Here is a 20,979-nt window from a genome sequence, read left to right on the forward strand (position 1 = left end):
GAATCTACTAAAAGTTAAAGCTTTTTTTGGGACTTCTTGAATTGTTTGTATCTTATAGGATTACAGTTGCATGGTTTCTACATCTAATTTTCAGGTTTTTGGAATTGCTGATACTGACCTGAATTTTGCTGGGTCAGAATTCACCCAACCTCCTGAATTTGATTCCCCATCCACAGCGACGGGAGTGTATGTCACAATTCACGGACATTTTTATCAACCTCCCCGTGAAAATCCCTATCTCAATGTAGTTGAACGTCAATCTACCGCAGCCCCCTATCATAACTGGAATGAACGAATTCATCATGAATGTTATCGTCCAAATGCCTTTGCTCGTATCCTCAATGATCGCGGAGAAGTGGTGGGAATTGTCAATAATTATGAATATTTAAGCTTTAATATCGGCCCTACCTTGATGAGTTGGTTAGAACGCTATGATATGGAGGTTTATCAGAAAATTCTGGAAGCGGATCGCAAAAGTTGTCAACGCTTAAATGGACATGGAAATGCGATCGCTCAGGTCTATAACCATATTATTATGCCCTTAGCCAATGAACGGGATAAATATACCCAAATTCGTTGGGCAAAAGCAGATTTTCGCTCTCGTTTTGGCCGTGATCCCGAAGGACTGTGGTTAGCAGAAACAGCGATAGACTACGCTACCCTAGAAGTATTAGTCAATGAAGGCATTCGCTTTACCATTTTAGCCCCCTCCCAAGCGGAACGCTGTCGGCCCTTTGCCACATCGAATTGTCCCGAACCAGAATGGCAGGAAGTGGGGGGAAGTCAAATTGATACCACCCGTCCCTATCGCTGTTATCTGCAAGACAAAACCGGAGCTAAAGACGAATCTCGTTATCTGGATATTTTCTTCTATGATGGCCCCATTTCGCGTGATATGGGGTTTAATGATGTTTTAAATAGTTCCCATCACCTATCGGGACGCATCCGCCAAGCCGTCCGGGGAGATCATCGTCCAACGCAATTAATTTCTGTAGCCACCGATGGTGAAACTTTTGGCCATCATCGGGGGGGAACGGAAAAATGTTTAGCTTATGCTTTTGTAACAGAATTTCCCCAGAATGGCTGGACAGTAACGAATTTTGCCCATTATTTAAGTTTGTATCCCCCCACTTGGGAAGTGCAACTCAAACCTGTGACCGCTTGGAGTTGTAGTCATGGGGTAGACCGATGGCAGGATGACTGCGGTTGTGCTTCTGGAGGCGGATGGCATCAACAATGGCGTCGTCCCCTGCGGGATACGTTAAATGGATTACGCGATCGCTTAATTGAAATTTATGATCAATATGGTTGTCAATTCTTCCATGATCCTTGGGTCGCTAGAGATCATTATATCCAGGTGATTCGGGATCGTTCTGATGCCAATATTAATGCTTTTTTTGCCCAACATCAAACCCATGATCTGACTCATTCAGAACAGGTAGACGCTTTACGACTTTTAGAAATGCAGCGTCATTGTCTGTTAATGTTTACCAGTTGTGGCTGGTTTTTTGAAGAATTATCTCGACCCGAAGGTGTCCAAGTTTTATGCTATGCCAGTCGTGCCATTGAATTGGCAGCAGAAGTCGCAGGGGTAGAATTAGAAACTGAATTTATCTTTAATTTGGCGTTAGCACCGAGTAACGTTGAATTATTTAAAACAGGGGATGAAGTTTATCGTCAATTAGTCACAACGGCGCGAGTTAGTTTAAAACAAGTCGCTGCCCATTATGCCATTACTTCGTTGTTTACGACTTACCAAAGGGAACAACGGCTGTATTGTTATAAGGCTCAACAATTAGACTATCAAATGCAGCGCATGGGGTCTTTGAACCTAGCAGTCGGTGAAGTTTTATTAGTGTCTGAAATTACACGAGAACAAACCCATTTTGTGTTTGCTGTTTTTCATTTAGGCGGTTGGGATTTCCATTGCTGTATTCAACCTTTTAGCGGACGACGATCCTATTTTGAATTAAAACGGCTATTATTTGAGGCATTACAGGAAGCGAGTGCCGCTCATTTAATGTTGCGATTAGTACAGAGCTTTGGCGATGATTCCTTTAGTTTACGAGATTTATTTGCAGAAGAACGGCAGCGAATTATGGGGTTATTGTGTCATGAAACGTTAACTCGTTTGGATCAATTGTATACTCAGGTTTATCGAGATAATTATGGAATTATGATGGCGTTTCATCGCGATGAATTAGCGGTTCCTCCTGAGTTACAAGTCGCAACAGAAGTGGCATTAGGGAATCGATTTTTAAGCAGTGTTCGTGCTTTAGAATCAGAAAGCAGTGAAGGACGATTAAGTATTAATCATTTGGGAGAATTAGAAGCGATCGCCAAGGAAGCTCAATTATTACGATGTCGGCTACAACATCCAGAGGTTAAAGAGAGTTTTGAACGATTAATTATTCAGTTTCTCTGGCGACGGTTACAAGATCATGATCTAGGGACAATTGCCGAAGATTTACAGAATTTACAACGGTTAATTCAACTCAATTATAACTTGAATTTAGGCGTTTCTTTAAATCAAGCTCAGGAATTTTATTTCCAATATCTGAAAACCCATATTATTCCATTATGTTTGGGTTATTTACAACGAAATCATCAGGAAATCTACGTTGATTTTGCAGAAAATAACAATTCAGACACAAGGGTTGCGGTTCAAATTGTATCCGAAGGTCATACAAGCCAACTCCATCAAATTCGTCGCCTGTTACAATTAGGTCAAACCCTAGGCTTAGACGTTCAAGAATGGTTGAACCTTTTGGGCTAACCGTTAACGGTTTATATAGGCGCGATTGTTTCTAAGATGGGCGGGTTCTATAATTAATATTACTGAAACTTGAATATCATTACAGAACCTGTCCCTAAAATTTGGGGAGTTAACTGTTAACAGTCAACAACTAAACGTTTCTTTTCTAAAAATGCAATTAAATCTTGAGCCGTTACCCCTTCCAAATGTTCAATTCCCATACTAGGAGGTAAGGATTTGAGCAGAGCTAAAGCGGTACTATACATTTTAACGGCTCTTGTGTAATCTGCTTCTTGCTCATAAATAGATGCCAGTTCTAAATAAGCAGGAACCGATGAAGGAAGTAAATAAATAATTCGTTTAGACAATAATTTTGCTCCGGCTAAATCTTCCTGCTCTTGAGCAATACGCAGAAGTAAATAATAGGGAAAAATTGATAAAGAGTCTATTTCCAGTGCTTTTTTACAGTAGAATATGGCTTGTTCATATTGACCTAAATTAGCGGATGCTTGTGCTAATAAATAATAAGCCTCAAATTGAGTTTCCGGTTTCAGATTTCGACTTCCTATTCTATCTTCTTGCCCTTTAATACCTCCTTCTGGGTTTTTGTTTCCGAGTTCCCAACTTTTCAAATAAGGGTTACTACTTTGAAGAAATTGTTCAGCTTTTTGAATAGCAGTTTTATACTGTTTATTTTGGAAATATTGTTTTGCCTCTTCTAAGGTTCGTTTAGGTAACTTCACTGTTTCGGATAGATGACCCAAGGATCTCGCTTGCTGGATTTTCAGATGTGAATCTTGATGTTGCACCGATGAAGATAATAAATGTTCACCCTGATTATGATGAGTCAATCCTGTTTTTTGACTCAACACAGATTCTTCTATTAAACCAATCATTTTTTGATAAACCATCGATTCAGGGTAAATTTTAGATTGAAATAATTCAATACAATCTTGATGATTTAATTCTGCATGACCTGTTATTAAATAACCTCCTGGTTTCAAAACGTGATGAAATTTAGAAACGACTTGATTAATATAATTCTTCTCAAAATAAACAAAAACATTCCGGCAAACAATTAAATCAACGTCTTGAATTGCAGTATAATTAGGATAGCAATAGAGGTCTTTAACTAAATTTAACTTAAAAAATTGTACAGAACACTGAGTTTTTGAATTGATTTTCCAATCTTGTCCTTGTCGCGAAAAATATTGATTTCTAATTTCTGGGTCAACCATGCGAAAAGACCAAGACGTATACAAGCCTTGTCTGGCTTTCTGCAATGCTTCTTCATTAACATCAGTTCCCAGAATATTAATAGTCCAGTTAGTCCAATCAGGGAGTAACTGTTGCAGTAAAATTGAAAGGGTATAGGGTTCTTCTCCGGTCGAACAACCGGCACTCCAGAAGGTTAAGGTTTTCGTTTTTTGTCGAGACGCTATTAAATCTGGTAAAATTACCCCGCGTAATAAATTAATTTGACCTTGATCTCGAAAAAAATAACTCTCAATCGTTGTAATTAAAGGAATTAATTGTTTCCATTCCTGTTGGCTCGTTACCGTATCGGCACTTAATAAATTAAAGTAAGCTTGGGGATTCGGTAACTTTAAAGCTTTAACTCTTGCCTTAATTTTTTGAGCCAATCCAGCATAGTCTTGTACACGAATGGATAATCCCGTCTGCGTCGCAATAAGCTGAATAAAAAGTTCGATTAGTGCTGGTTCCATGAGCAATGTCAGGCGGTGAGTGGAAATCGAAAGATAGCCAACGGAAAAATAAATCCTGATCGAGGGTTTTTGGCACAATGAAAGGCTGTGGTGAACAAATACACTCTAATAAATGAATTATACGATTTCTCGTTAAAAATTACCGAATTTTGGTTATTGACGGTTAACGGTTAATGGGTATCGGGTGTCAGGTTTCAGGTTTCAGGTTTCAGGTTTCACCGAAGGAGTGTCTATTATTTCCCCTCTTCCCCCCGTCCCCTTATCCCCATTATCCCCTTATCCCCTTATCCCCTTATCCCCTTATCCCCTTGTCCCCTCTTCCCCTTGTCCCCTCTTCCCCCCGTCCCCTTGTCCCCTCTTCCCCCCGTCCCCTTATCCCCTTATCCCCTTGTCCCCTTGTCCCCTTATCCCCTTGTCCCCTTGTCCCCTTGTCCCCTTGTCCCCTTGTCCCCTTGTCCCCCCTTCCTTGCTTGAATTCTAAGCTGGATAAATTCGCAAACGACGGTTGGGTTCTTCTCCAAAACTATTAGATTTCAAGCGATAATGTTCTACCAATTCATGCTGCATTTTCCTAACCTGCGGAGACCGAGGAAGTAATTCCACCGGTTGTCCCTTCGGAATCACAATTTGTTCCACTGCTAAACGTGCTTCTTCTAACGCTTCAATTTCATCCGAAGAACCACTCTTTGTAAACAAACTCAAATCCGCAATTTCTGGGGTACTGGGATCTTCCATATTCAATAAACGCCGCAACGCTCGTGCAATTTGAGGGGGTGTTCCTGATTTAATCGTATGAATTGGAACTTGACGGGTTTTTGCCATGTGGCGCAGTTTAGATTGATTCCGAATATGCGATCGCAACGCCAACACCACATCCGCACTATCAATATCCTTGGTCAAAATTACAGGTAAAGAAAGGGTTTGGATCACCTGTTCAATTTGATGACGAGGAACCCCATACGGATAAATATTTAAAGATGAACCTTCCCCGATAGTCTTGATAAAAGGGAATTCTTCATCAGTATGCAGAGGTGTGACCCCAGAAAACGATTGTTCTAGGAGTTCTTCAAAATATTGAGACTCTGATACTGTATCTTCCCTGGCTTTTCCTAGGGGAGTTGGGGGAACGGCCATCATTTTCCCTGAACCTCGCAACCCTCGCAGACCGGGTATTGCAGCCACAGGCTCACGGGGTTTGAGGGCCGAGCGTCCTTCCATAGAAACCGGAGTTGTGGGAGTATATCGTTCTTCAAAAATATTAACCTCACCCTCATCATTAAGCGTCCGAACTTGTAACGTCGGTTGCAGTCCCCGTAACAGATGATCAATGGTGGTCGAAACAGATTCATGTACAACCCACCTTTGTTGCTCTAACATTTCAATGGCAATATCAAAGGTGGGGGGTGCTTTCCGTTCTAATACCGTTTTTTGCGAACCCCGGCGCCGAGCTTCCTCATCCCCTAACGTTACCGCTTGAATTCCCCCAATTAAGTCTGCTAAAGTAGGGTTCTTCATTAAGTTCTCAATGCGGTTGCCGTGAGCCGTGCCAATTAACTGTACCCCCCGTTCTGCGATGGTGCGAGCCGCTAATGCTTCGAGTTCTGTACCAATCTCGTCAATCACAATCACTTCCGGCATATGGTTCTCCACAGCCTCGATCATGACTTGATGTTGCAGTTCAGGACGTGCGACTTGCATCCGCCGGGCTCTGCCAATGGCAGGATGAGGAATATCGCCATCTCCAGCAATTTCATTGGACGTGTCAATAATCACCACCCGCTTTTCTAACTCATCCGCCAATACACGAGTAATTTCTCGCAATGCTGTTGTTTTTCCAACTCCAGGACGACCTAGCATCAGGATAGATTGACCCGTTTCTACCAAATCCCGGATCATGCCAATTTTGCCAAAGACCGCTCGACCGACCCGACAGGTTAAACCAATAATTTTTCCGGTACGGTTGCGAATGGCACTGATCCGATGTAGGGTTTGCGAGAGTCCTGCTCGGTTATCACCGCTAAACTCTCCAATTTGTGAAATACAATGTTCCAGATCTTCTAAGGAGACGGGAATAGTTGAGAGATATTCGGCTTTAGACGGAAAACGGGCTTCTGGAAGACGGCCTAAATCCATCACAATCTCAATCAAACTGTCTCGTTGTGGATGCTGCTGCAAATTCTGCCGAATTTCATCGGGAACAACTTCGAGTAATCTATTCAGGTCGTCTGTAATTTGCATACTCAAAACAGTTATCAGTTATCAGTTATCAGTTATCAGTTATCAGTTATGATTTGAGTTGGGAAACTAGGGTGGAAGCTTTACCTACCGCTTGCCACAGCAAGTCAGGGTTGGCTTCAAGCGTATATGTGACCGGGCTTGTCTCTACTTGTTGAACGATCTCGTCTTCCCTCAAAGATTTATAGGTTTGGGTGATTCGTTCTTCCCCAGAAACAGATTCGGCTTTGAGTTTTAGGGTAGACCGGGATTCTAACTGTTCTAAAATCGGTGATAACAGGACACGGGCATAGCTTCCATAGGCGACACCCGCCACCCGATGTTGGTAGTTGAGCCTGTCGAAACTAGCGTCATCCATTGACCGTATCCCGTTTTTCAGAAACGCTTGAGTCGGTTGCTCGGAATTAGCCAAAACGGAGTTGGGATACACAGGCGGATAAGCGGTACCAGATGATTGTAAAAGCCCAAGGGATTTGAGCTTGGCTACAGTATAATCGTTTGTGCCACCCGCAAGCTGTACATATCCCGGTAAATTCACAGCTAAAATTTTTTGAGCCAACTTGACACTAGCGATAGTTGTACCCACCCCAATATCTCCACTCATTGGACGCCCATCAGTTTGCCAAATTAAGGGGCAGGAAAGGGGGCTGATTAGGTCATATAAGGTTTGGAGATATTCAACTACACCCTCCCCATCAGGGCAGCTAATGGCAACCAGTTTGAGTTGGGCTAGATGGGGTTGAATACTACTCCACAACCGTTTAAAGTCTTTGTCTCGTCCAATTTGGGTATGAATTTCCAGGGCGTCTACTCCAGTTTGTAAGACTAAGGGTGCAATTACATCGGGGCGGAAGACATAAGACCGGGCATAAATTAAATCACTGGGACAAATCGGAATACAACGTCCACAGCCGTAACAGAGTTGATCGATGATGCCGGATTTTACGTCAGAAAAGGTAATTGCCCCCGTCGGACAAACAGTTTCACACGGTCGCCTACAACTGGATGGGCAAGCGGTTGCTTCAAATTCTGCTTTACGAAAATGGGGATCTTCACCATCATTGAGGCTGACCATTAACCAAGGACGATAGCGATAACTAAATCCTAAAGCTTGAGCTTGTTCGCCTAAAGCTTCGGCTTGTGTTAAAGCCTCCTGGGTTATGGCAATCACGGCTGGGTCAGCAGCTACATCAATACAGTCTGCACCTGCTAAGGTGTAAGCCAAGGTTAAACTTCTGACCGCAGGCAAGTGCTGGTAACTCGCTCCGCAGATAAGTTTGAACCAGTTACCTTGTTGCAATGCCGTTAAAGGGGAATCATAAGTGTTCACTCTTTCTATCATAACGAAGCAAAAGGGTTCATCATCTAAATTTTTGAGGCAATCTAAAAAAAATAAGTTGGGTGTTTACCCAACTCATTCGGTTTAATATCAACCTCAAAAATAAGAGCACTCTTCAAGCGGCAACATTAACATCTTTAAGGGGTGTCCATTGCACGACTCGTGCTCCTCCCATCTCCACTACCAACTTGACACGGGGTTCTTGTTGGGGGAGTTGTGTCAAAAAGGCGATTTCTTGACTGGACAAAATATGACCTTCAATGATCCAAAGCACTAAACCTTTGGATTTAGGGGGAAGTTGATCTAACTGTGTATTTAAAATGGGGGGGACATAATAAACATTGCCAACAGCCGCTTCATTCCCACTATTTTTTTTGCCTAAGTGGGGAGGACGAACCCCATGAACTCCCGTTAAATACGCGGCTAAGTCTCCGAGTCCCCGTGCAGACAGGTTATAGGTTGTATATCCATGGGCTCGTAACCGACGACGATACCGCCCCTCAAACCCCCCTTCTAGGGGAACATACAGTCCTAAAGCTCCGTATGTTTCTAAATCTCGAATTAGTTTGCTCCCGGTTGTAATCAGTGGCATAACTCGATAATAAACCTCTTTACTAAATCTTTGTTATCTTCGCTTGCAATATTTTGACTTGACACTCTCGGCGCGTAAACGCGCGGAGATTCTTAATTCAGCGACTGACCTTTAAGCACCGTATCTCTTTCGAGCAATACTCAAACCTTTCAATCCTCTCTATCTTAATCCAAAGCCGATGCTCAAAGCACGGGGTTTTAGACCCAAATTCTCGATAATCTCCCGTCAACCAACTCACTCATCAAGACTGCTCTTGCTTTTCCAATTGTCCCTAGTGGTGAAACAACCCTTAACCTAACTCCCCTGAGTTAAATTAAAAATCTTATCAAAGTCGCGATTCGTTCTTGACAGTTGGTAAAAATTACCCTACAATCAAAAATTGTCGCTAATCGGGAAGATGCTGCTAACTTTCTAAAGACTGAACTTAATTCATGGCGTTAACGTTGTTAGCCCCCATGAATCAGCGATTGGGCAAAAATAGTTAAGCAGTTAAGCCGAATCGGTCAGAAAACAGCAGCAAGGCTGACTTTAAACCCTAAACAAGCTTGGCGCAAGCCAGTCATCTGCATGGGATTAAAGATCTGTAACCCACAGGATACTGAGTAGCTTGCTGCTCAAGTCCCAGCGACATACAGGCAGAATCGAGGGAAATCCTTGATCCGCAAACAGCTTAAAACTTGTTGATAGCCTGAAACTGTTCTAAACTCCCAAGGGTTTATCCTCCTTAAACGGTGGGAGACTATTTTGGTGTGTTTAAACATCCACAAGGCATTTTAAATCATGTCTTGTTCATTTCAGCAAGCGGATTCTTCCTCACGGTCGATCCGAACTTTATTGTAATGCGTAGAAAAGAGAGGCTAGTTTAAGTGTCTGTAGGTATCCTCGGCACAAAAGTCGGCATGACCCAAGTGTTTGAAGCGGAAAGCGGAAAAGCTATTCCCGTTACCGTGATTCAAGCAGGGCCTTGCACTATTACCCAGATTAAAACCAAACAAACGGATGGTTACACCGCTATTCAACTAGGATACGGTGAAGTTCCTGATAAAAAACGCAAGCTTAATACGACTAAATCTCCCAACAAAGAGGTCAATAAGTATCTCAGTAATGCGGAACAGGGGCATTTAGCCAAATCTGGTGGAACAATGCTGCGCCACCTCAAAGAGTATCGCGTTAGCGATCCCGAAACCTTTGAATTAGGCCAACAACTGAAGGCGGATATTTTCACCCCCGGACAACTGGTGGATGTCAGTGGAACCAGCATGGGTCGTGGTTTTTCGGGTTATCAAAAACGCCATAACTTTAAACGGGGCCCTATGGCTCACGGTTCAAAAAACCATCGTCTTCCCGGTTCAATCGGCCCTGGAACCACCCCAGGACGGGTTTACCCCGGAAAACGCATGGCTGGACACTATGGAGCCAGCCAAGTCACCACTCGCAAATTAACCGTTGTGCGTGTTGATTCCGAACGTAACCTGCTGTTAGTGAAAGGCGCAGTTCCTGGCAAACCCGGCGGTTTGTTAAGTATCGCACCCGCTAACTTAGTCGGTGGCAAGTAGAGGAGAAAACAACCATGGTTGATTGTGTAGTCCGAAATTGGCAGGGTGAAAGCGTAGGACAAGCCACCCTTGACCTAAAAGTCGCATCCGAAGAAAATGCCAGCCACGTTGTCCATAGAGCCTTAGTGCGGCAAATGGCAAATGCGCGTCAAGGTACAGCCAGCACTAAAACCCGTTCAGAAGTTCGGGGGGGTGGCCGTAAGCCTTGGCGTCAAAAAGGAACCGGTCGCGCTAGGGCGGGTTCCATTCGTTCTCCCTTATGGCGAGGCGGTGGGGTAATTTTTGGGCCAAAACCCAGAGATTATTCTCAAAAAATGAACCGCAAAGAAAGACAGTTAGCATTGCGGACAGCGTTTCAAAGTCGTGTTGAAGATCTGGTTGTCGTTGAAGAATTTGCCGATCAGTTTTCTCGACCCAAAACCAAAGACTTAGTATCGGCGATGACCCGTTGGGGCGTTGAACCCGAAGCTAGAGTGCTGTTGGTGTTACCTGAGAAACAACCCAACGTTTATCTATCGGGTCGGAACATTCCCAAACTGAGAATGTGCTTGGCGGATAGCCTTAACGTTTATGATGTGCTCGCAGCCGACAAAATCGTAACCACAACTGCTGCCCTTGCCAAAATTCAGGAGGTTTACGGTGAGTGAACATAATACCGGCGATCTGATTGATTTGGTCAAGCGCCCCATTGTGACCGAAAAAGCCACAAGGTTAATGGAACTGAATCAGTTCACCTTTGATGTTGATCGCAAGGCGACCAAGCCCATGATCAAACAAGCCATTGAACTGTTATTCCCCGTTAAAGTCAAAGCCGTTAATACCCATATTCCGCCTCGTAAACGTCGTCGGGTCGGTAAGTTTGTTGGGTACAAAACGGGCTACAAACGGGCAATTATCACCCTGGAGGATGGGGAACCTCTGCGGAAAGTCCTGTTCCCAGAGGTATAAAGTTGTCTGTTGTCTGTTGTCTGTCAACTGATAACTGATAACTGATAACTGATAACTGATTTAGAATCTAAGGATCAAATATGGGAATTCGTTCATACCGACCCTATACTCCCAGCACTCGCCAACATACCGTTTCCGATTTTGCAGAAATTACCCGTTCTGAACCTGAGCCTTCTTTAACGGTTTCCAAACACCGGGATAAAGGGCGCAATAACCGAGGCGTGATTACCTGTCGCCATCGGGGAGGCGGACATAAAAAACTGTATCGGATCGTTGATTTCCGCCGGGATAAACACAATATCCCTGCTAAAGTTGCTGAGATTGAATACGATCCCAACCGGAATGCTCGGATCGCTTTGGTGTATTACACCGATGGCGAAAAACGCTATATCCTGCATCCCCTTGGGCTCAAAGTGGGAACCGTCATTATTTCTGGCCCCGAAGCTCCGATTGAAATCGGCAATGCCCTGCCTTTAGCTAAAATCCCGTTAGGGACAGAAGTGCATAACGTCGAGTTAGTTCCCGGTAAAGGAGGACAAATCGTTCGCGCTGCGGGTGCAACGGCTCAAGTTATGGCAAAAGAAGGGAGCTATGTCACCCTCAAACTGCCGTCTGGGGAACAACGAAAAATTCCGGCGAAATGCTACGCCACTATCGGACAAGTCGGCAATATTGATGCGCGTAACATCAGTGTTGGGAAGGCGGGTCGCACCCGTTGGAAAGGTCGTCGTCCTGAAGTTCGCGGTAGCGTCATGAACCCGGTGGATCACCCTCATGGTGGTGGAGAAGGACGCGCACCTATCGGTCGTTCTGGCCCTGTAACACCTTGGGGTAAACCCGCATTAGGGGCGAAGACTCGCAACAAGAAAAAACGCAGTACCGCTTTAATTGTTCGTCGTCGTCGGAAATCCTCGAAACGGGGTAAAGGTGGACGGCAAACTTAATCAGTAATCAGTAATCGACTGATAACTGATTACTGACAACTGATAACTGATAACTGATAACTGATTACTGTATGTCTCGTTCACTCAAAAAAGGCCCCTTTGTGGCGGATCATCTCCTGAGCAAAGTTGAAAAACTCAATGCCAAGGGAGAAAAACAAGTCATCAAAACTTGGTCAAGAGCATCCACAATTATTCCCCAGATGGTCGGTCATACGATCGCCGTCCATAACGGAAAACAACACGTTCCTGTGTTTGTTACGGATCAAATGGTGGGTCACAAATTAGGGGAATTTGCTCCAACTCGCACCTTTCGGGGTCACGCTAAAAGTGACAAAAAAGCCCGCCGTTAGAAGAGTTGCGACGCTGAAAACTCCATTGAATGCCGACTCGGAATTAACATGAACTATGGCTATAGATACTAGCGCCGAAGTAAAAGCGATCGCTCGTTACATTCGGATGTCACCCTCCAAAGTAAGACGAGTTTTAGATCAGATTCGGGGACGATCCTATCGAGAAGCTTTGATCATCTTGGAATTCATGCCCTATCGCTCTTGTGAGCCGATTCTCAAGGTTTTGCGCTCGGCGGTCGCTAACGCAGAACACAACGAGGGATTAGATCCAGCGAACTTAGTGATTTCTCAAGCTTACGCCGATCAAGGCCCAACGATTAAACGGTTTAGACCCCGCGCTCAAGGCCGTGCTTACCAAATTCGCAAGCCGACTTGTCATATTGTTGTTGCTGTAGCACCTCAAGCCGAAAGCTAAGAGCTATCAGGACATCAAGGAATGGAAAAGCTTAACTCTTTTCGATTCGAGAATTGAAACGAGAATTGAAACGAGAATTGAAACTACCTCACCCTTAATCTGCTATGGGACAAAAAATTCATCCTGTTGGGTTTCGACTGGGAATTACCCAAGAGCATAGATCTCGTTGGTTTGCTGATTCCAAACAGTATCCTGAACTGTTACAAGAAGACCATACCATTCGGGAATTTGTTCGTAAGGAACTCAACAATGCTGGGATTTCTAAAGTCCGCATTGAACGCAAAGCCGATCAAATTGATTTAGAAGTCCAAACCGCTAGACCTGGTGTTGTGGTTGGTCGTGGGGGAACAGGGATTGAATCTCTGCGCCTCGGCCTTCAGAAAAAACTAGGGTCACATCGTCAAATTCGGATCAATGTGGTGGAAGTTGCCCGCGTTGATGCCGATGCCACCTTGATTGCTGAGTATATCGCTCAACAACTCGAAAAACGGGTTTCCTTCCGTCGAGTTGTGCGTCAGGCGATTACACGGGCACAAAAAGCCGGAATTGAAGGGATCAAAATTCAAGTCAGTGGTCGGTTAAACGGTGCAGAAATTGCCCGAACCGAATGGACTCGTGAAGGCAGAGTTCCTCTGCATACCCTGCGGGCTGATATTGACTACGCCTACTGTACCGCCTTGACTATCTACGGCATTCTGGGTGTTAAAGTTTGGGTCTTCAAGGGCGAAATTATTCCGGGACAAGAAGAAGTGGCTGCCTCAACGACAACTCAACCTCGTCGAAATCGGCAACCTCGTCGTCAGAAATATGACGACCGTTCTAACGAAGGATAAAGAGAAACATCAAACCCCAAATCGAACACGATCATGTTAAGTCCCAGAAGAACAAAATTCCGCAAACAACAGCGTGGCCGGATGAAAGGTCAAGCCACTCGCGGTAATGATCTAAACTTCGGTGATTTTGCACTGCAAGCCTTAGAACCCTGTTGGATTACCTCCCGTCAAATTGAAGCGGCTCGACGAGCCATGACCCGTTATATTCGTCGGGGTGGCAAAATTTGGATTCGGATTTTCCCGGATAAACCTGTAACGATGCGGGCTGCTGAAACCCGGATGGGTTCGGGTAAAGGGGCGCCTGAATATTGGGTCGCTGTGGTCAAACCCGGTCGGGTGCTCTTTGAAATTGCAGGCGTTTCCGAAGAAATTGCACGGGAAGCAATGCGGTTAGCGGCATTTAAATTACCGATTAAAACCAAGTTTATTGCCCGTTCCGTTGAGGAAGAAGCTCAGTAAATCTATTGTTAACAGTAGTCGATACTGTCAACCCCAAAGGACTCAGTTATGTCTTTTCCTAAAATCGAAGAAGCAAGACAGTTGAATGATGAAGAACTGTCTCAGCAAATCTTAGAAGTCAAAAAACAACTGGCTAACCTTCGTTTACTCAAAGCGACAGGGCGTTTAGAAAAAACCCATGAATTTAAGCATATTCGCCATCGTTTAGCTCAATTGAAAACGGTGGAGCGGGAACGCCAAATCAGTAATCAGTTATCAGTTAACAGTTAACAGTTATCAGTGAAGAGTCAAGGGTTAATTGTTGATAGCTGATATTAATCGTTACTCCTTATCAACTGATAACTAATAACTAATAACTGATTACTGATTACTGACAACTGATTACTGATTTTGGAGTACAGCAATGGCAGTAAAAGAACGAGTTGGCTTGGTCGTTAGTAACAAAATGGATAAAACGGTGGTTGTAGCGGTGGAAAACCGTTCTCCCCATCCTAAATACGGCAAAATTGTCGTTAAAACGAAACGATATAAAGCCCACGACGAAAATAACGATTGTCAAGAAGGAGATCGAGTTCGGATTTCTGAAACTCGTCCTTTAAGTAAAACCAAACGCTGGAATGTGGTCGAAATTCTAAGCGATAAAAGCAAAACTGATCTGTAGAGACTTGAGCTTTCAACTCTCTATAAGGAATCGTCATACCTGAGAGGGAAAAAATAAGACTATGATCCAAGTTCAAACGATTCTGAATGTTGCTGACAATAGCGGTGCACGAAAATTAATGTGTATTCGCGTTTTAAAAGGTGGCAACTGTCGTTATGGCGGCATTGGTGATGTCATCATTGCTGTTGTTAAAGATGCTATCCCCAATATGGCGGTCAAAAAATCCGATGTGGTTCGGGCTGTAATTGTTCGGACTCGTCATAGTTTACGCCGGGATAGTGGCATGAGTATTCGGTTTGATGACAATGCGGCTGTGATTATCAACGCCGATGGGAATCCCAGAGGAACTCGTGTATTTGGCCCTGTAGCGCGGGAACTACGGGATAAGAATTTCACCAAAATTGTTTCTCTTGCACCGGAGGTTCTTTAATGTCCAAGAAAACAACATCCGACAAATCCCAACGTTATAAAATGCACGTTAAAAAAGGCGACACCGTGCAGGTGATTACGGGTAGCGATAGAGGGAAGGTGGGAGAAATCCTACGAGTTCTCCCTAAAGTGAGCAAAGTCGTTGTTAAAGATGTTAACGTGAGAACCAAGCACGTTAAACCTCGTCAAGAGGGTGAATCCGGTCAAATTACGACCTTTGAAGCTCCGATTCATAGTTCTAACGTCATGCTTTATTCCACCAAAGAAAACGTTGCCAGTCGGGTGTGTTATACCTTTACCGACGACGGCCGCAAGGTGAGAATGTTGAAAAAAACTGGTGAAATTATTGATTAAACCGTTGTTTGTTAACGGTTAACTGTCAACTGTCAACAATTATCCTGACAAAGCCCAGGGTTCATAAAGAGCAACAACTATGGTAGCTAAACTCAAGACGATCTACTTGGACAAAATCGTTCCCAAAATGATGGATCAGTTCAAATATGAAAATATCCATCAAGTTCCTAAGATTGTTAAAATCACTGTCAACCGGGGTTTAGGCGAAGCTTCTCAAAATGCCAAAGCTTTAGAGTCCTCCATCAATGAATTAGCTGTGATTACGGGACAAAAACCCGTTGTCACCCGCGCTAAAAAAGCCATTGCCGGGTTCAAAATTCGCAAAGGAATGCCCGTCGGTGTGATGGTAACCTTACGTTCAGACCGGATGTATGCCTTCTTAGATCGACTGATCAATTTATCTTTGCCTCGGATTCGTGATTTTCGCGGTGTCAGTGGCAAAAGCTTTGATGGTCGAGGAAATTACAGTTTGGGTGTCCGAGAACAATTGATCTTTCCTGAAATTAACTATGACAGTATTGATCAAATTCGAGGCTTAGATATTGCAATTGTGACCACAGCCAAAACCGACGAAGAAGGGCGAGCCTTGCTCAAAGAAATGGGAATGCCCTTCCGGGACAGCTAGTGTGGAACAGGCATCTTGCCTGTAACTTAAAGTAACGAGGAAACTATGGCGGCAAACGATACCATTGCGGATATGTTGACGCGCATTCGCAATTCTTGCATGGCGCGGCATCAAACTACACAAATTCCTTCTACAAAAATGACCCGTAGTATTGCCCAAGTTCTTAAACAAGAAGGCTTTATTGGGGATTTTGAAGAAACTGGCGAAGGCATTAAAAAATACTTGGTTGTCTCTCTCAAGTACAACTCTAAAACGAAGGCTCCCACCATTCAGAAGTTACAGCGAGTCAGCCGACCGGGTTTGCGAGTGTATCGCAACCGCAAAGAACTCCCTCGCGTTTTAGGTGGAATTGGCGTAGCCATTATTTCTACATCTCGCGGGGTGATGACCGACCGAGAAGCTCGACGTCAAGGACTCGGTGGTGAAGTGCTTTGTTACATTTGGTAGTTGTAAGAGTGTCCGTTGTCTGTTGACTGTTGAGGTGTTCATTGTCAACTGTCAACCGTCAACTGTCAACCGTCAACTGTCAACCGTTAACTGTCAACAAATAGATAACTATGTCTAGAATTGGTAAACGTCCAATTTCCGTACCTAAGCAAGTCACCCTTACCATTAATGGTCAACACGTGACTGTTAAAGGCCCCAAGGGTGAGCTTTCTCGTGTTCTCCCCCCGGAAGTCGTAGTGGAACAGGACGGAGAAACCGTCAATGTCAAACGAGCTTCCGAATCCCGGACTGCTCGTCAGCGTCATGGCCTTTGTCGAACCCTTGTATCTAATATGGTCGAAGGGGTTTCTAATGGGTTTGAACGACGTTTAGAAATCCAAGGGGTGGGTTATCGGGCTTCCGTGCAAGGGACAAACCTGGTGTTAAATGTGGGTTACAGTAAACCCGTAGAAATGATACCGCCTGAAGGCATTCGCGTTGCTGTTGAAAATAACACGAACGTCATTATTAGCGGGATTGACAAAGAAATTGTCGGCAATATGGCCGCCCGCGTTCGGGCTGTGCGTCCCCCAGAACCTTATAAAGGCAAAGGCATTCGTTATCAAGGCGAAGTGGTTAGACGTAAAGCTGGTAAAACTGGTAAGGGTGGGAAAAAATAAACTATGAAACTAACTCGTCAAGAATCCCGTGATCGTCGTCATCGCAGAGTTCGGGTCAAGGTATTTGGCACTGCTGAACGTCCCAGATTAGCAGTGTTTCGCTCCAACCAGCATATTTATGTGCAGGTGATAGATGATACCAAACATCACACTTTAGTTGCGGCTTCTACGGTGGAACCGGGTTTTAAATCCGAAGATTTATCAGGTTCAACCTGCGACGCTTCTGTCAAAATTGGCCAGTTAATTGCTGAACGCGCTGTAGCTAAAGGCATCAAACAGGTTGTTTTTGATCGGGGTGGATACATCTATCACGGTCGTGTCAAAGCTTTAGCCGATGCCGCCCGAGAAGCTGGACTAGACTTCTAATCAGGTTGGCTGTGGTGGTGTTTCAACAGTTAACAGTCAACCCCTCAATCGTAAAAGTTGTTCAGGATATTAAAACTATGGCAGAGCAGCAGCAACAGCAGCGTCGTAAAAAAAGTAATCGCACCAAAGAAAAAGAAACTGAGTGGCAAGAACGGGTTGTCCAAATCCGTCGGGTTACTAAAGTGGTCAAAGGCGGTAAAAAACTCAGCTTCCGGGCTGTGGTGATTGTTGGTAATGAAAAAGGTCAGGTTGGTGTCGGTGTCGGTAAAGCCGCCGATGTCATCGGAGCCGTGAGAAAAGGGGTGGCAGACGGTCGTAAAAACGTTGTAGAAGTTCCCTTAACTAAATCTAATTCGATTCCCCATCCGGTTAATGGTGAAGGGGGAGGCGCTCAAGTCATGATGCGTCCTGCTGCTCCGGGGACAGGGGTAATTGCTGGGGGAGCGGTGCGTACCGTTTTGGAATTAGCAGGGGTTCGCAATATCTTAGCCAAACAACTCGGTTCCAGCAACCCTCTGAATAATGCCAGAGCCACAATTCATGCTTTAAAATCATTACGAACCTTTGCAGACGTGGCCAAAGAGCGGGGCATTCCCATTGAGCATCTTTACGCCTAATTCCATTATTCATCTGAAACAGTTCAAGTAGAAGCAATCATGAGACTCAACGATGCTATACCCAAACCAGGCTCTCGCAAACGCGGTCGTCGCCTAGGTCGTGGGATCTCTGCTGGTCAAGGCGCAAGCTCTGGAAAAGGGATGCGGGGTCAAAATTCTCGTTCCGGTCGCAGTACCCGCCCTGGCTTTGAAGGAGGTCAAAATCCTCTCTATCGTCGCCTTCCTAAACTTAAAGGCTTCCCTCTCGTTAATCGTAAACAATACACTACGATTAATGTAGGTCAGTTGGCATCCCTGAGTGCTAATACTGAAGTTACCCTGAATTCCCTATTAGAAGCGGGACTCTTAACAGGATCTCGTGGCCCTCTGAAAATTTTAGGGCATGGGGAACTGAATGTGGCACTGCGGATAGAAGCGGCAGCCTTTACCCAAGGAGCCCGTACCAAAATTGAAGCCGCAGGTGGGACTTGTCAGTTACCAGTCAATAGTAATCAGTAAATCCTTAAGAGGTTAATAGTTAATAGTCGTCAATTGTTAACTAAAAACTGACTTCTGACAACTGATTACTGATAACTGACAACTGATTACTGATAACTGACAACTGATTACTGATTGAGGTCGTCCTTCATGGTCGTTAGTCGAGACAAAGCGCCAACTGCACAGGAAACCTTCTTGCAGATGGCACAAGCTGCTGGTCTAAGAGGTCGGATTTTAGTCACCATTGGTTTACTCATTCTGGTGCGTGTGGGGGTATTCATCCCCATTCCCGGAATTGATCGGGCCAGTTTTTCTGCGGCAATTCAGAATAGTCCGGTGATTGGATTCCTTGATTTATTTTCTGGAGGCGGACTATCGGCTCTGGGAATTTTTGCACTGGGGATTTTGCCCTATATTAATGCCTCCATCATCATGCAATTGATGACGGCGGCTTTACCCAGTCTCGAAGATTTACAAAAAAATGAGGGAGAAGCCGGACGCCGGAAGATTTCTCAAATTACTCGTTATGTCGCTTTAGGGTGGGCCCTGTTACAAAGTGTGGGGATTGCCATTTGGATTAATCCCTTTGCGGATAATCCCGGCATCCTATTCCAAGTTCAAGTGGTTCTTGCCCTGGCAGCCGGATCAATGTTTGTCATGTGGCTCTCGGAACTAATTACTGAACGCGGCATTGGCAACGGTGCTTCTTTACTGATTTTTCTGGGCATTGTGGCCGTATTACCGACATCCCTCGGTAATACCTTTGAGTTAGCTCAAAGCGGAGATCAGGCGATTGTGGGTCGGGTGATTCTGCTGTTAATCGTTTTTCTAGCGATGATCGTGGGGATTGTGTTTGTTCAGGAAGGAACACGACGAATTCCGATCGTTTCTGCTCGTCGCCAAGTCGGTCGTAAATTATACCGAGAAAAAACCAGCTATCTGCCTCTGCGCTTAAATCAAGGCGGGGTGATGCCGATTATTTTTGCCTCGGCGGTTTTGGTCTTACCGGCTTCCCTGGCTCAATTTACAAACAATCCGATTCTGGTTAACATAGCAACCGCTTTAACGCCAAGTGGTTCCCCTTGGCTCTATGCCATTTTCTATTTATTCCTGATTGTGTTCTTTAGCTATTTCTATGCTTCATTAATTATGAATCCTATAGATATGGCACAGAACCTTAAGAAAATGGGAGCTAGTGTTCCGGGTATTCGTCCAGGTCGCGCTACCAGTGAGTATATTGAGCGGGTTTTGAATCGCTTGACCTTTTTGGGAGCTATCTTTTTAGGGTTAGTTGCCATTATCCCAACCATCGTTGAGAGTGCTACACGAGTTCCTACTTTCCGGGGCTTTGGCGCCACCTCTCTGCTGATTTTGGTGGGGGTAGCCATTGATACGGCTAAACAGGTACAAACCTACGTGATTTCTCAACGATATGAAGGAATGGTGAAACGATAGTGCACTTGATTTTTCTAGGCCCTCCAGGGTCGGGAAAGGGGACTCAAGCAGGCCAGATTTCTGCCAAGTTTACAGTGCCTCATATCTCGACCGGTGAAATTTTACGCACTCATGTCAGTCAAGAAACTGATCTGGGTCAAAAAGCTAAGGATTATATGGATCAAGGGGAATTAGTCCCTGATGATTTGATCTTGGATATGGTTGTCCATCGTCTTGAACAATCTGATGCTCAAAACGGTTGGATCTTAGATGGGTTTCCCCGAAACATTTCTCAAGCGGACTTCGTGGCAACCACAATTATCCCGGCTGACAGTCACCCGAAAGAATTAGTCAGAGAGCTTCGAGTGATTAACTTAGATGTTCCTGATGATATTCTGGTACAGCGATTGTTAGCCCGAGGACGTCAGGATGATCATGAGGAAATCATTCGTCACCGCTTGCAAGTGTATCGGGAACAAACGGCTCCCTTAATTGATTATTATCAGGATCGAGATCAGCTTTATCACATCGATGGAAACCGTTCTATTGATGAAGTGACTGAGGATTTGAGCCAGATTGTTTCTGCTTAGGAGATTTCCGGGTTCTTGAAGTGTAAACTTTTTCCCGAAGTTTTCCAGCAGCCAGATGGATCGAAGAGCAACTCTTTGGACTAAAGTTCCTCCTACCTTACGAGTCAACATCTCCCCTCAGCCGTTGGTTTACCCTAGATTTCCCCAGGAATTGAAGGAAAGAGATT

Annotated in this window: 25 protein-coding genes; 21 read left to right on the top strand and 4 right to left on the bottom strand. The window is 44.6% G+C overall.

Annotated elements, in window-relative coordinates:
- Positions 1-70 precede the first annotated feature (70 nt).
- A complete protein-coding gene (locus PL9214_RS15655) occupies positions 71-2,776 on the top strand; it encodes a DUF3536 domain-containing protein (RefSeq protein WP_083580050.1) in 2,706 nt (901 codons plus the stop codon).
- 116 nt (positions 2,777-2,892) lie between these two features.
- Here PL9214_RS15655 and PL9214_RS15660 read toward each other — a convergent pair whose 3' ends face one another.
- From PL9214_RS15660 to PL9214_RS15680, 4 genes are all read right to left on the bottom strand, one after another.
- The gene (locus PL9214_RS15660) at positions 2,893-4,482 is read right to left on the bottom strand and encodes a CheR family methyltransferase (protein ID WP_072719706.1); all 1,590 of its coding nucleotides are present in this window, start codon (positions 4,480-4,482) and stop codon (positions 2,893-2,895) included.
- A gap of 477 nt (positions 4,483-4,959) precedes the next feature.
- Positions 4,960-6,720, bottom strand: a complete 1,761-nt coding sequence (locus PL9214_RS15670; protein ID WP_072719707.1) for a R3H domain-containing nucleic acid-binding protein — start codon at positions 6,718-6,720, stop codon at positions 4,960-4,962.
- Positions 6,721-6,766: 46 nt separating this feature from the next.
- Positions 6,767-8,059, bottom strand: coding sequence for a circadian clock protein LdpA (gene ldpA / locus PL9214_RS15675; protein WP_072719708.1), 1,293 nt, complete (start codon positions 8,057-8,059; stop codon positions 6,767-6,769).
- A gap of 112 nt (positions 8,060-8,171) precedes the next feature.
- Complete coding sequence (locus PL9214_RS15680; protein WP_072719709.1) at positions 8,172-8,648, bottom strand: NAD(P)H-quinone oxidoreductase subunit N; 477 nt, start codon at positions 8,646-8,648, stop codon at positions 8,172-8,174.
- A gap of 866 nt (positions 8,649-9,514) precedes the next feature.
- Between PL9214_RS15680 and rplC the strand changes: the two genes are divergently transcribed.
- The 20 genes from rplC (at position 9,515) to PL9214_RS15780 (ending at position 20,812) form a co-directional block, all read left to right on the top strand.
- Complete coding sequence (rplC, locus tag PL9214_RS15685; protein ID WP_072719710.1) at positions 9,515-10,204, top strand: 50S ribosomal protein L3; 690 nt, start codon at positions 9,515-9,517, stop codon at positions 10,202-10,204.
- Positions 10,205-10,218: 14 nt separating this feature from the next.
- Entirely contained in the window at positions 10,219-10,851 is a 633-nt protein-coding gene (gene rplD / locus PL9214_RS15690) for a 50S ribosomal protein L4 (protein WP_072719711.1), read from the top strand.
- Positions 10,844-11,152 carry a 50S ribosomal protein L23 gene (locus PL9214_RS15695; RefSeq protein WP_072719712.1) on the top strand — a complete coding sequence of 103 codons (309 nt, stop codon included), beginning with the start codon at positions 10,844-10,846 and terminating at the stop codon, positions 11,150-11,152. Before rplD ends, PL9214_RS15695 begins: the two co-directional genes overlap by 8 nt.
- Positions 11,153-11,232: 80 nt before the next feature.
- Complete coding sequence (gene rplB / locus PL9214_RS15700) at positions 11,233-12,096, top strand: 50S ribosomal protein L2 (RefSeq protein ID WP_072719713.1); 864 nt, start codon at positions 11,233-11,235, stop codon at positions 12,094-12,096.
- Positions 12,097-12,167: 71 nt separating this feature from the next.
- The gene (gene rpsS / locus PL9214_RS15705) at positions 12,168-12,446 is read left to right on the top strand and encodes a 30S ribosomal protein S19 (protein ID WP_072719714.1); all 279 of its coding nucleotides are present in this window, start codon (positions 12,168-12,170) and stop codon (positions 12,444-12,446) included.
- A 55-nt stretch (positions 12,447-12,501) separates the two neighbouring features.
- On the top strand, positions 12,502-12,861 hold the full coding sequence (gene rplV / locus PL9214_RS15710; RefSeq protein ID WP_072719715.1) for a 50S ribosomal protein L22: 360 nt from the start codon (positions 12,502-12,504) through the stop codon (positions 12,859-12,861).
- A gap of 104 nt (positions 12,862-12,965) precedes the next feature.
- Complete coding sequence (rpsC, locus tag PL9214_RS15715; RefSeq protein WP_072719716.1) at positions 12,966-13,694, top strand: 30S ribosomal protein S3; 729 nt, start codon at positions 12,966-12,968, stop codon at positions 13,692-13,694.
- 33 nt (positions 13,695-13,727) lie between these two features.
- Positions 13,728-14,153: a 50S ribosomal protein L16 gene (rplP, locus tag PL9214_RS15720; protein WP_072719717.1), complete on the top strand. Its 426-nt coding sequence runs from the start codon at positions 13,728-13,730 to the stop codon at positions 14,151-14,153.
- Positions 14,154-14,201: 48 nt separating this feature from the next.
- Complete coding sequence (rpmC, locus tag PL9214_RS15725) at positions 14,202-14,423, top strand: 50S ribosomal protein L29 (protein WP_072719718.1); 222 nt, start codon at positions 14,202-14,204, stop codon at positions 14,421-14,423.
- A gap of 133 nt (positions 14,424-14,556) precedes the next feature.
- Complete coding sequence (gene rpsQ, locus PL9214_RS15730) at positions 14,557-14,814, top strand: 30S ribosomal protein S17 (RefSeq protein WP_072719719.1); 258 nt, start codon at positions 14,557-14,559, stop codon at positions 14,812-14,814.
- 61 nt (positions 14,815-14,875) lie between these two features.
- Positions 14,876-15,244 carry a 50S ribosomal protein L14 gene (gene rplN, locus PL9214_RS15735; protein ID WP_072719720.1) on the top strand — a complete coding sequence of 123 codons (369 nt, stop codon included), beginning with the start codon at positions 14,876-14,878 and terminating at the stop codon, positions 15,242-15,244.
- Positions 15,244-15,597 carry a 50S ribosomal protein L24 gene (gene rplX, locus PL9214_RS15740; protein ID WP_072719721.1) on the top strand — a complete coding sequence of 118 codons (354 nt, stop codon included), beginning with the start codon at positions 15,244-15,246 and terminating at the stop codon, positions 15,595-15,597. Before rplN ends, rplX begins: the two co-directional genes overlap by 1 nt.
- A 79-nt stretch (positions 15,598-15,676) precedes the next feature.
- Positions 15,677-16,222: a 50S ribosomal protein L5 gene (gene rplE, locus PL9214_RS15745; RefSeq protein WP_072719722.1), complete on the top strand. Its 546-nt coding sequence runs from the start codon at positions 15,677-15,679 to the stop codon at positions 16,220-16,222.
- Between the two features lie 45 nt (positions 16,223-16,267).
- On the top strand, positions 16,268-16,669 hold the full coding sequence (gene rpsH, locus PL9214_RS15750; protein ID WP_072719723.1) for a 30S ribosomal protein S8: 402 nt from the start codon (positions 16,268-16,270) through the stop codon (positions 16,667-16,669).
- 110 nt (positions 16,670-16,779) lie between these two features.
- Positions 16,780-17,328 carry a 50S ribosomal protein L6 gene (gene rplF / locus PL9214_RS15755; protein ID WP_072719724.1) on the top strand — a complete coding sequence of 183 codons (549 nt, stop codon included), beginning with the start codon at positions 16,780-16,782 and terminating at the stop codon, positions 17,326-17,328.
- Between the two features lie 3 nt (positions 17,329-17,331).
- Positions 17,332-17,694, top strand: coding sequence for a 50S ribosomal protein L18 (gene rplR, locus PL9214_RS15760; protein WP_072719725.1), 363 nt, complete (start codon positions 17,332-17,334; stop codon positions 17,692-17,694).
- Between the two features lie 77 nt (positions 17,695-17,771).
- Positions 17,772-18,311: a 30S ribosomal protein S5 gene (gene rpsE / locus PL9214_RS15765; protein WP_072720071.1), complete on the top strand. Its 540-nt coding sequence runs from the start codon at positions 17,772-17,774 to the stop codon at positions 18,309-18,311.
- A gap of 39 nt (positions 18,312-18,350) precedes the next feature.
- Complete coding sequence (gene rplO, locus PL9214_RS15770; protein ID WP_072719726.1) at positions 18,351-18,809, top strand: 50S ribosomal protein L15; 459 nt, start codon at positions 18,351-18,353, stop codon at positions 18,807-18,809.
- 129 nt (positions 18,810-18,938) lie between these two features.
- Complete coding sequence (gene secY / locus PL9214_RS15775; RefSeq protein WP_072719727.1) at positions 18,939-20,243, top strand: preprotein translocase subunit SecY; 1,305 nt, start codon at positions 18,939-18,941, stop codon at positions 20,241-20,243.
- A complete protein-coding gene (locus PL9214_RS15780) occupies positions 20,240-20,812 on the top strand; it encodes an adenylate kinase (protein ID WP_139295069.1) in 573 nt (190 codons plus the stop codon). Before secY ends, PL9214_RS15780 begins: the two co-directional genes overlap by 4 nt.
- Positions 20,813-20,979: the final 167 nt, after the last annotated feature.

It is taken from the genome of Planktothrix tepida PCC 9214 (genome assembly GCF_900009145.1).
Classification (GTDB): domain Bacteria; phylum Cyanobacteriota; class Cyanobacteriia; order Cyanobacteriales; family Microcoleaceae; genus Planktothrix; species Planktothrix tepida.

What these genes read in the sequence shown, in the direction of transcription:
- PL9214_RS15655 (WP_083580050.1), top strand. Translation starts at nt 71, where the DNA reads ATGGTTTCTACATCTAATTTTCAGGTTTTTGGAATTGCTGATACTGAC.
- PL9214_RS15660 (WP_072719706.1), bottom strand. Translation starts at nt 4,482, where the DNA reads ATGGAACCAGCACTAATCGAACTTTTTATTCAGCTTATTGCGACGCAG.
- PL9214_RS15670 (WP_072719707.1), bottom strand. Translation starts at nt 6,720, where the DNA reads ATGCAAATTACAGACGACCTGAATAGATTACTCGAAGTTGTTCCCGAT.
- ldpA (WP_072719708.1), bottom strand. Translation starts at nt 8,059, where the DNA reads ATGATAGAAAGAGTGAACACTTATGATTCCCCTTTAACGGCATTGCAA.
- PL9214_RS15680 (WP_072719709.1), bottom strand. Translation starts at nt 8,648, where the DNA reads ATGCCACTGATTACAACCGGGAGCAAACTAATTCGAGATTTAGAAACA.
- rplD (WP_072719711.1), top strand. Translation starts at nt 10,219, where the DNA reads ATGGTTGATTGTGTAGTCCGAAATTGGCAGGGTGAAAGCGTAGGACAA.
- rplB (WP_072719713.1), top strand. Translation starts at nt 11,233, where the DNA reads ATGGGAATTCGTTCATACCGACCCTATACTCCCAGCACTCGCCAACAT.
- rpsS (WP_072719714.1), top strand. Translation starts at nt 12,168, where the DNA reads ATGTCTCGTTCACTCAAAAAAGGCCCCTTTGTGGCGGATCATCTCCTG.
- rplV (WP_072719715.1), top strand. Translation starts at nt 12,502, where the DNA reads ATGGCTATAGATACTAGCGCCGAAGTAAAAGCGATCGCTCGTTACATT.
- rpsC (WP_072719716.1), top strand. Translation starts at nt 12,966, where the DNA reads ATGGGACAAAAAATTCATCCTGTTGGGTTTCGACTGGGAATTACCCAA.
- rplP (WP_072719717.1), top strand. Translation starts at nt 13,728, where the DNA reads ATGTTAAGTCCCAGAAGAACAAAATTCCGCAAACAACAGCGTGGCCGG.
- rpmC (WP_072719718.1), top strand. Translation starts at nt 14,202, where the DNA reads ATGTCTTTTCCTAAAATCGAAGAAGCAAGACAGTTGAATGATGAAGAA.
- rpsQ (WP_072719719.1), top strand. Translation starts at nt 14,557, where the DNA reads ATGGCAGTAAAAGAACGAGTTGGCTTGGTCGTTAGTAACAAAATGGAT.
- rplN (WP_072719720.1), top strand. Translation starts at nt 14,876, where the DNA reads ATGATCCAAGTTCAAACGATTCTGAATGTTGCTGACAATAGCGGTGCA.
- rplX (WP_072719721.1), top strand. Translation starts at nt 15,244, where the DNA reads ATGTCCAAGAAAACAACATCCGACAAATCCCAACGTTATAAAATGCAC.
- rplE (WP_072719722.1), top strand. Translation starts at nt 15,677, where the DNA reads ATGGTAGCTAAACTCAAGACGATCTACTTGGACAAAATCGTTCCCAAA.
- rpsH (WP_072719723.1), top strand. Translation starts at nt 16,268, where the DNA reads ATGGCGGCAAACGATACCATTGCGGATATGTTGACGCGCATTCGCAAT.
- rplF (WP_072719724.1), top strand. Translation starts at nt 16,780, where the DNA reads ATGTCTAGAATTGGTAAACGTCCAATTTCCGTACCTAAGCAAGTCACC.
- rplR (WP_072719725.1), top strand. Translation starts at nt 17,332, where the DNA reads ATGAAACTAACTCGTCAAGAATCCCGTGATCGTCGTCATCGCAGAGTT.
- rpsE (WP_072720071.1), top strand. Translation starts at nt 17,772, where the DNA reads ATGGCAGAGCAGCAGCAACAGCAGCGTCGTAAAAAAAGTAATCGCACC.
- rplO (WP_072719726.1), top strand. Translation starts at nt 18,351, where the DNA reads ATGAGACTCAACGATGCTATACCCAAACCAGGCTCTCGCAAACGCGGT.
- secY (WP_072719727.1), top strand. Translation starts at nt 18,939, where the DNA reads ATGGTCGTTAGTCGAGACAAAGCGCCAACTGCACAGGAAACCTTCTTG.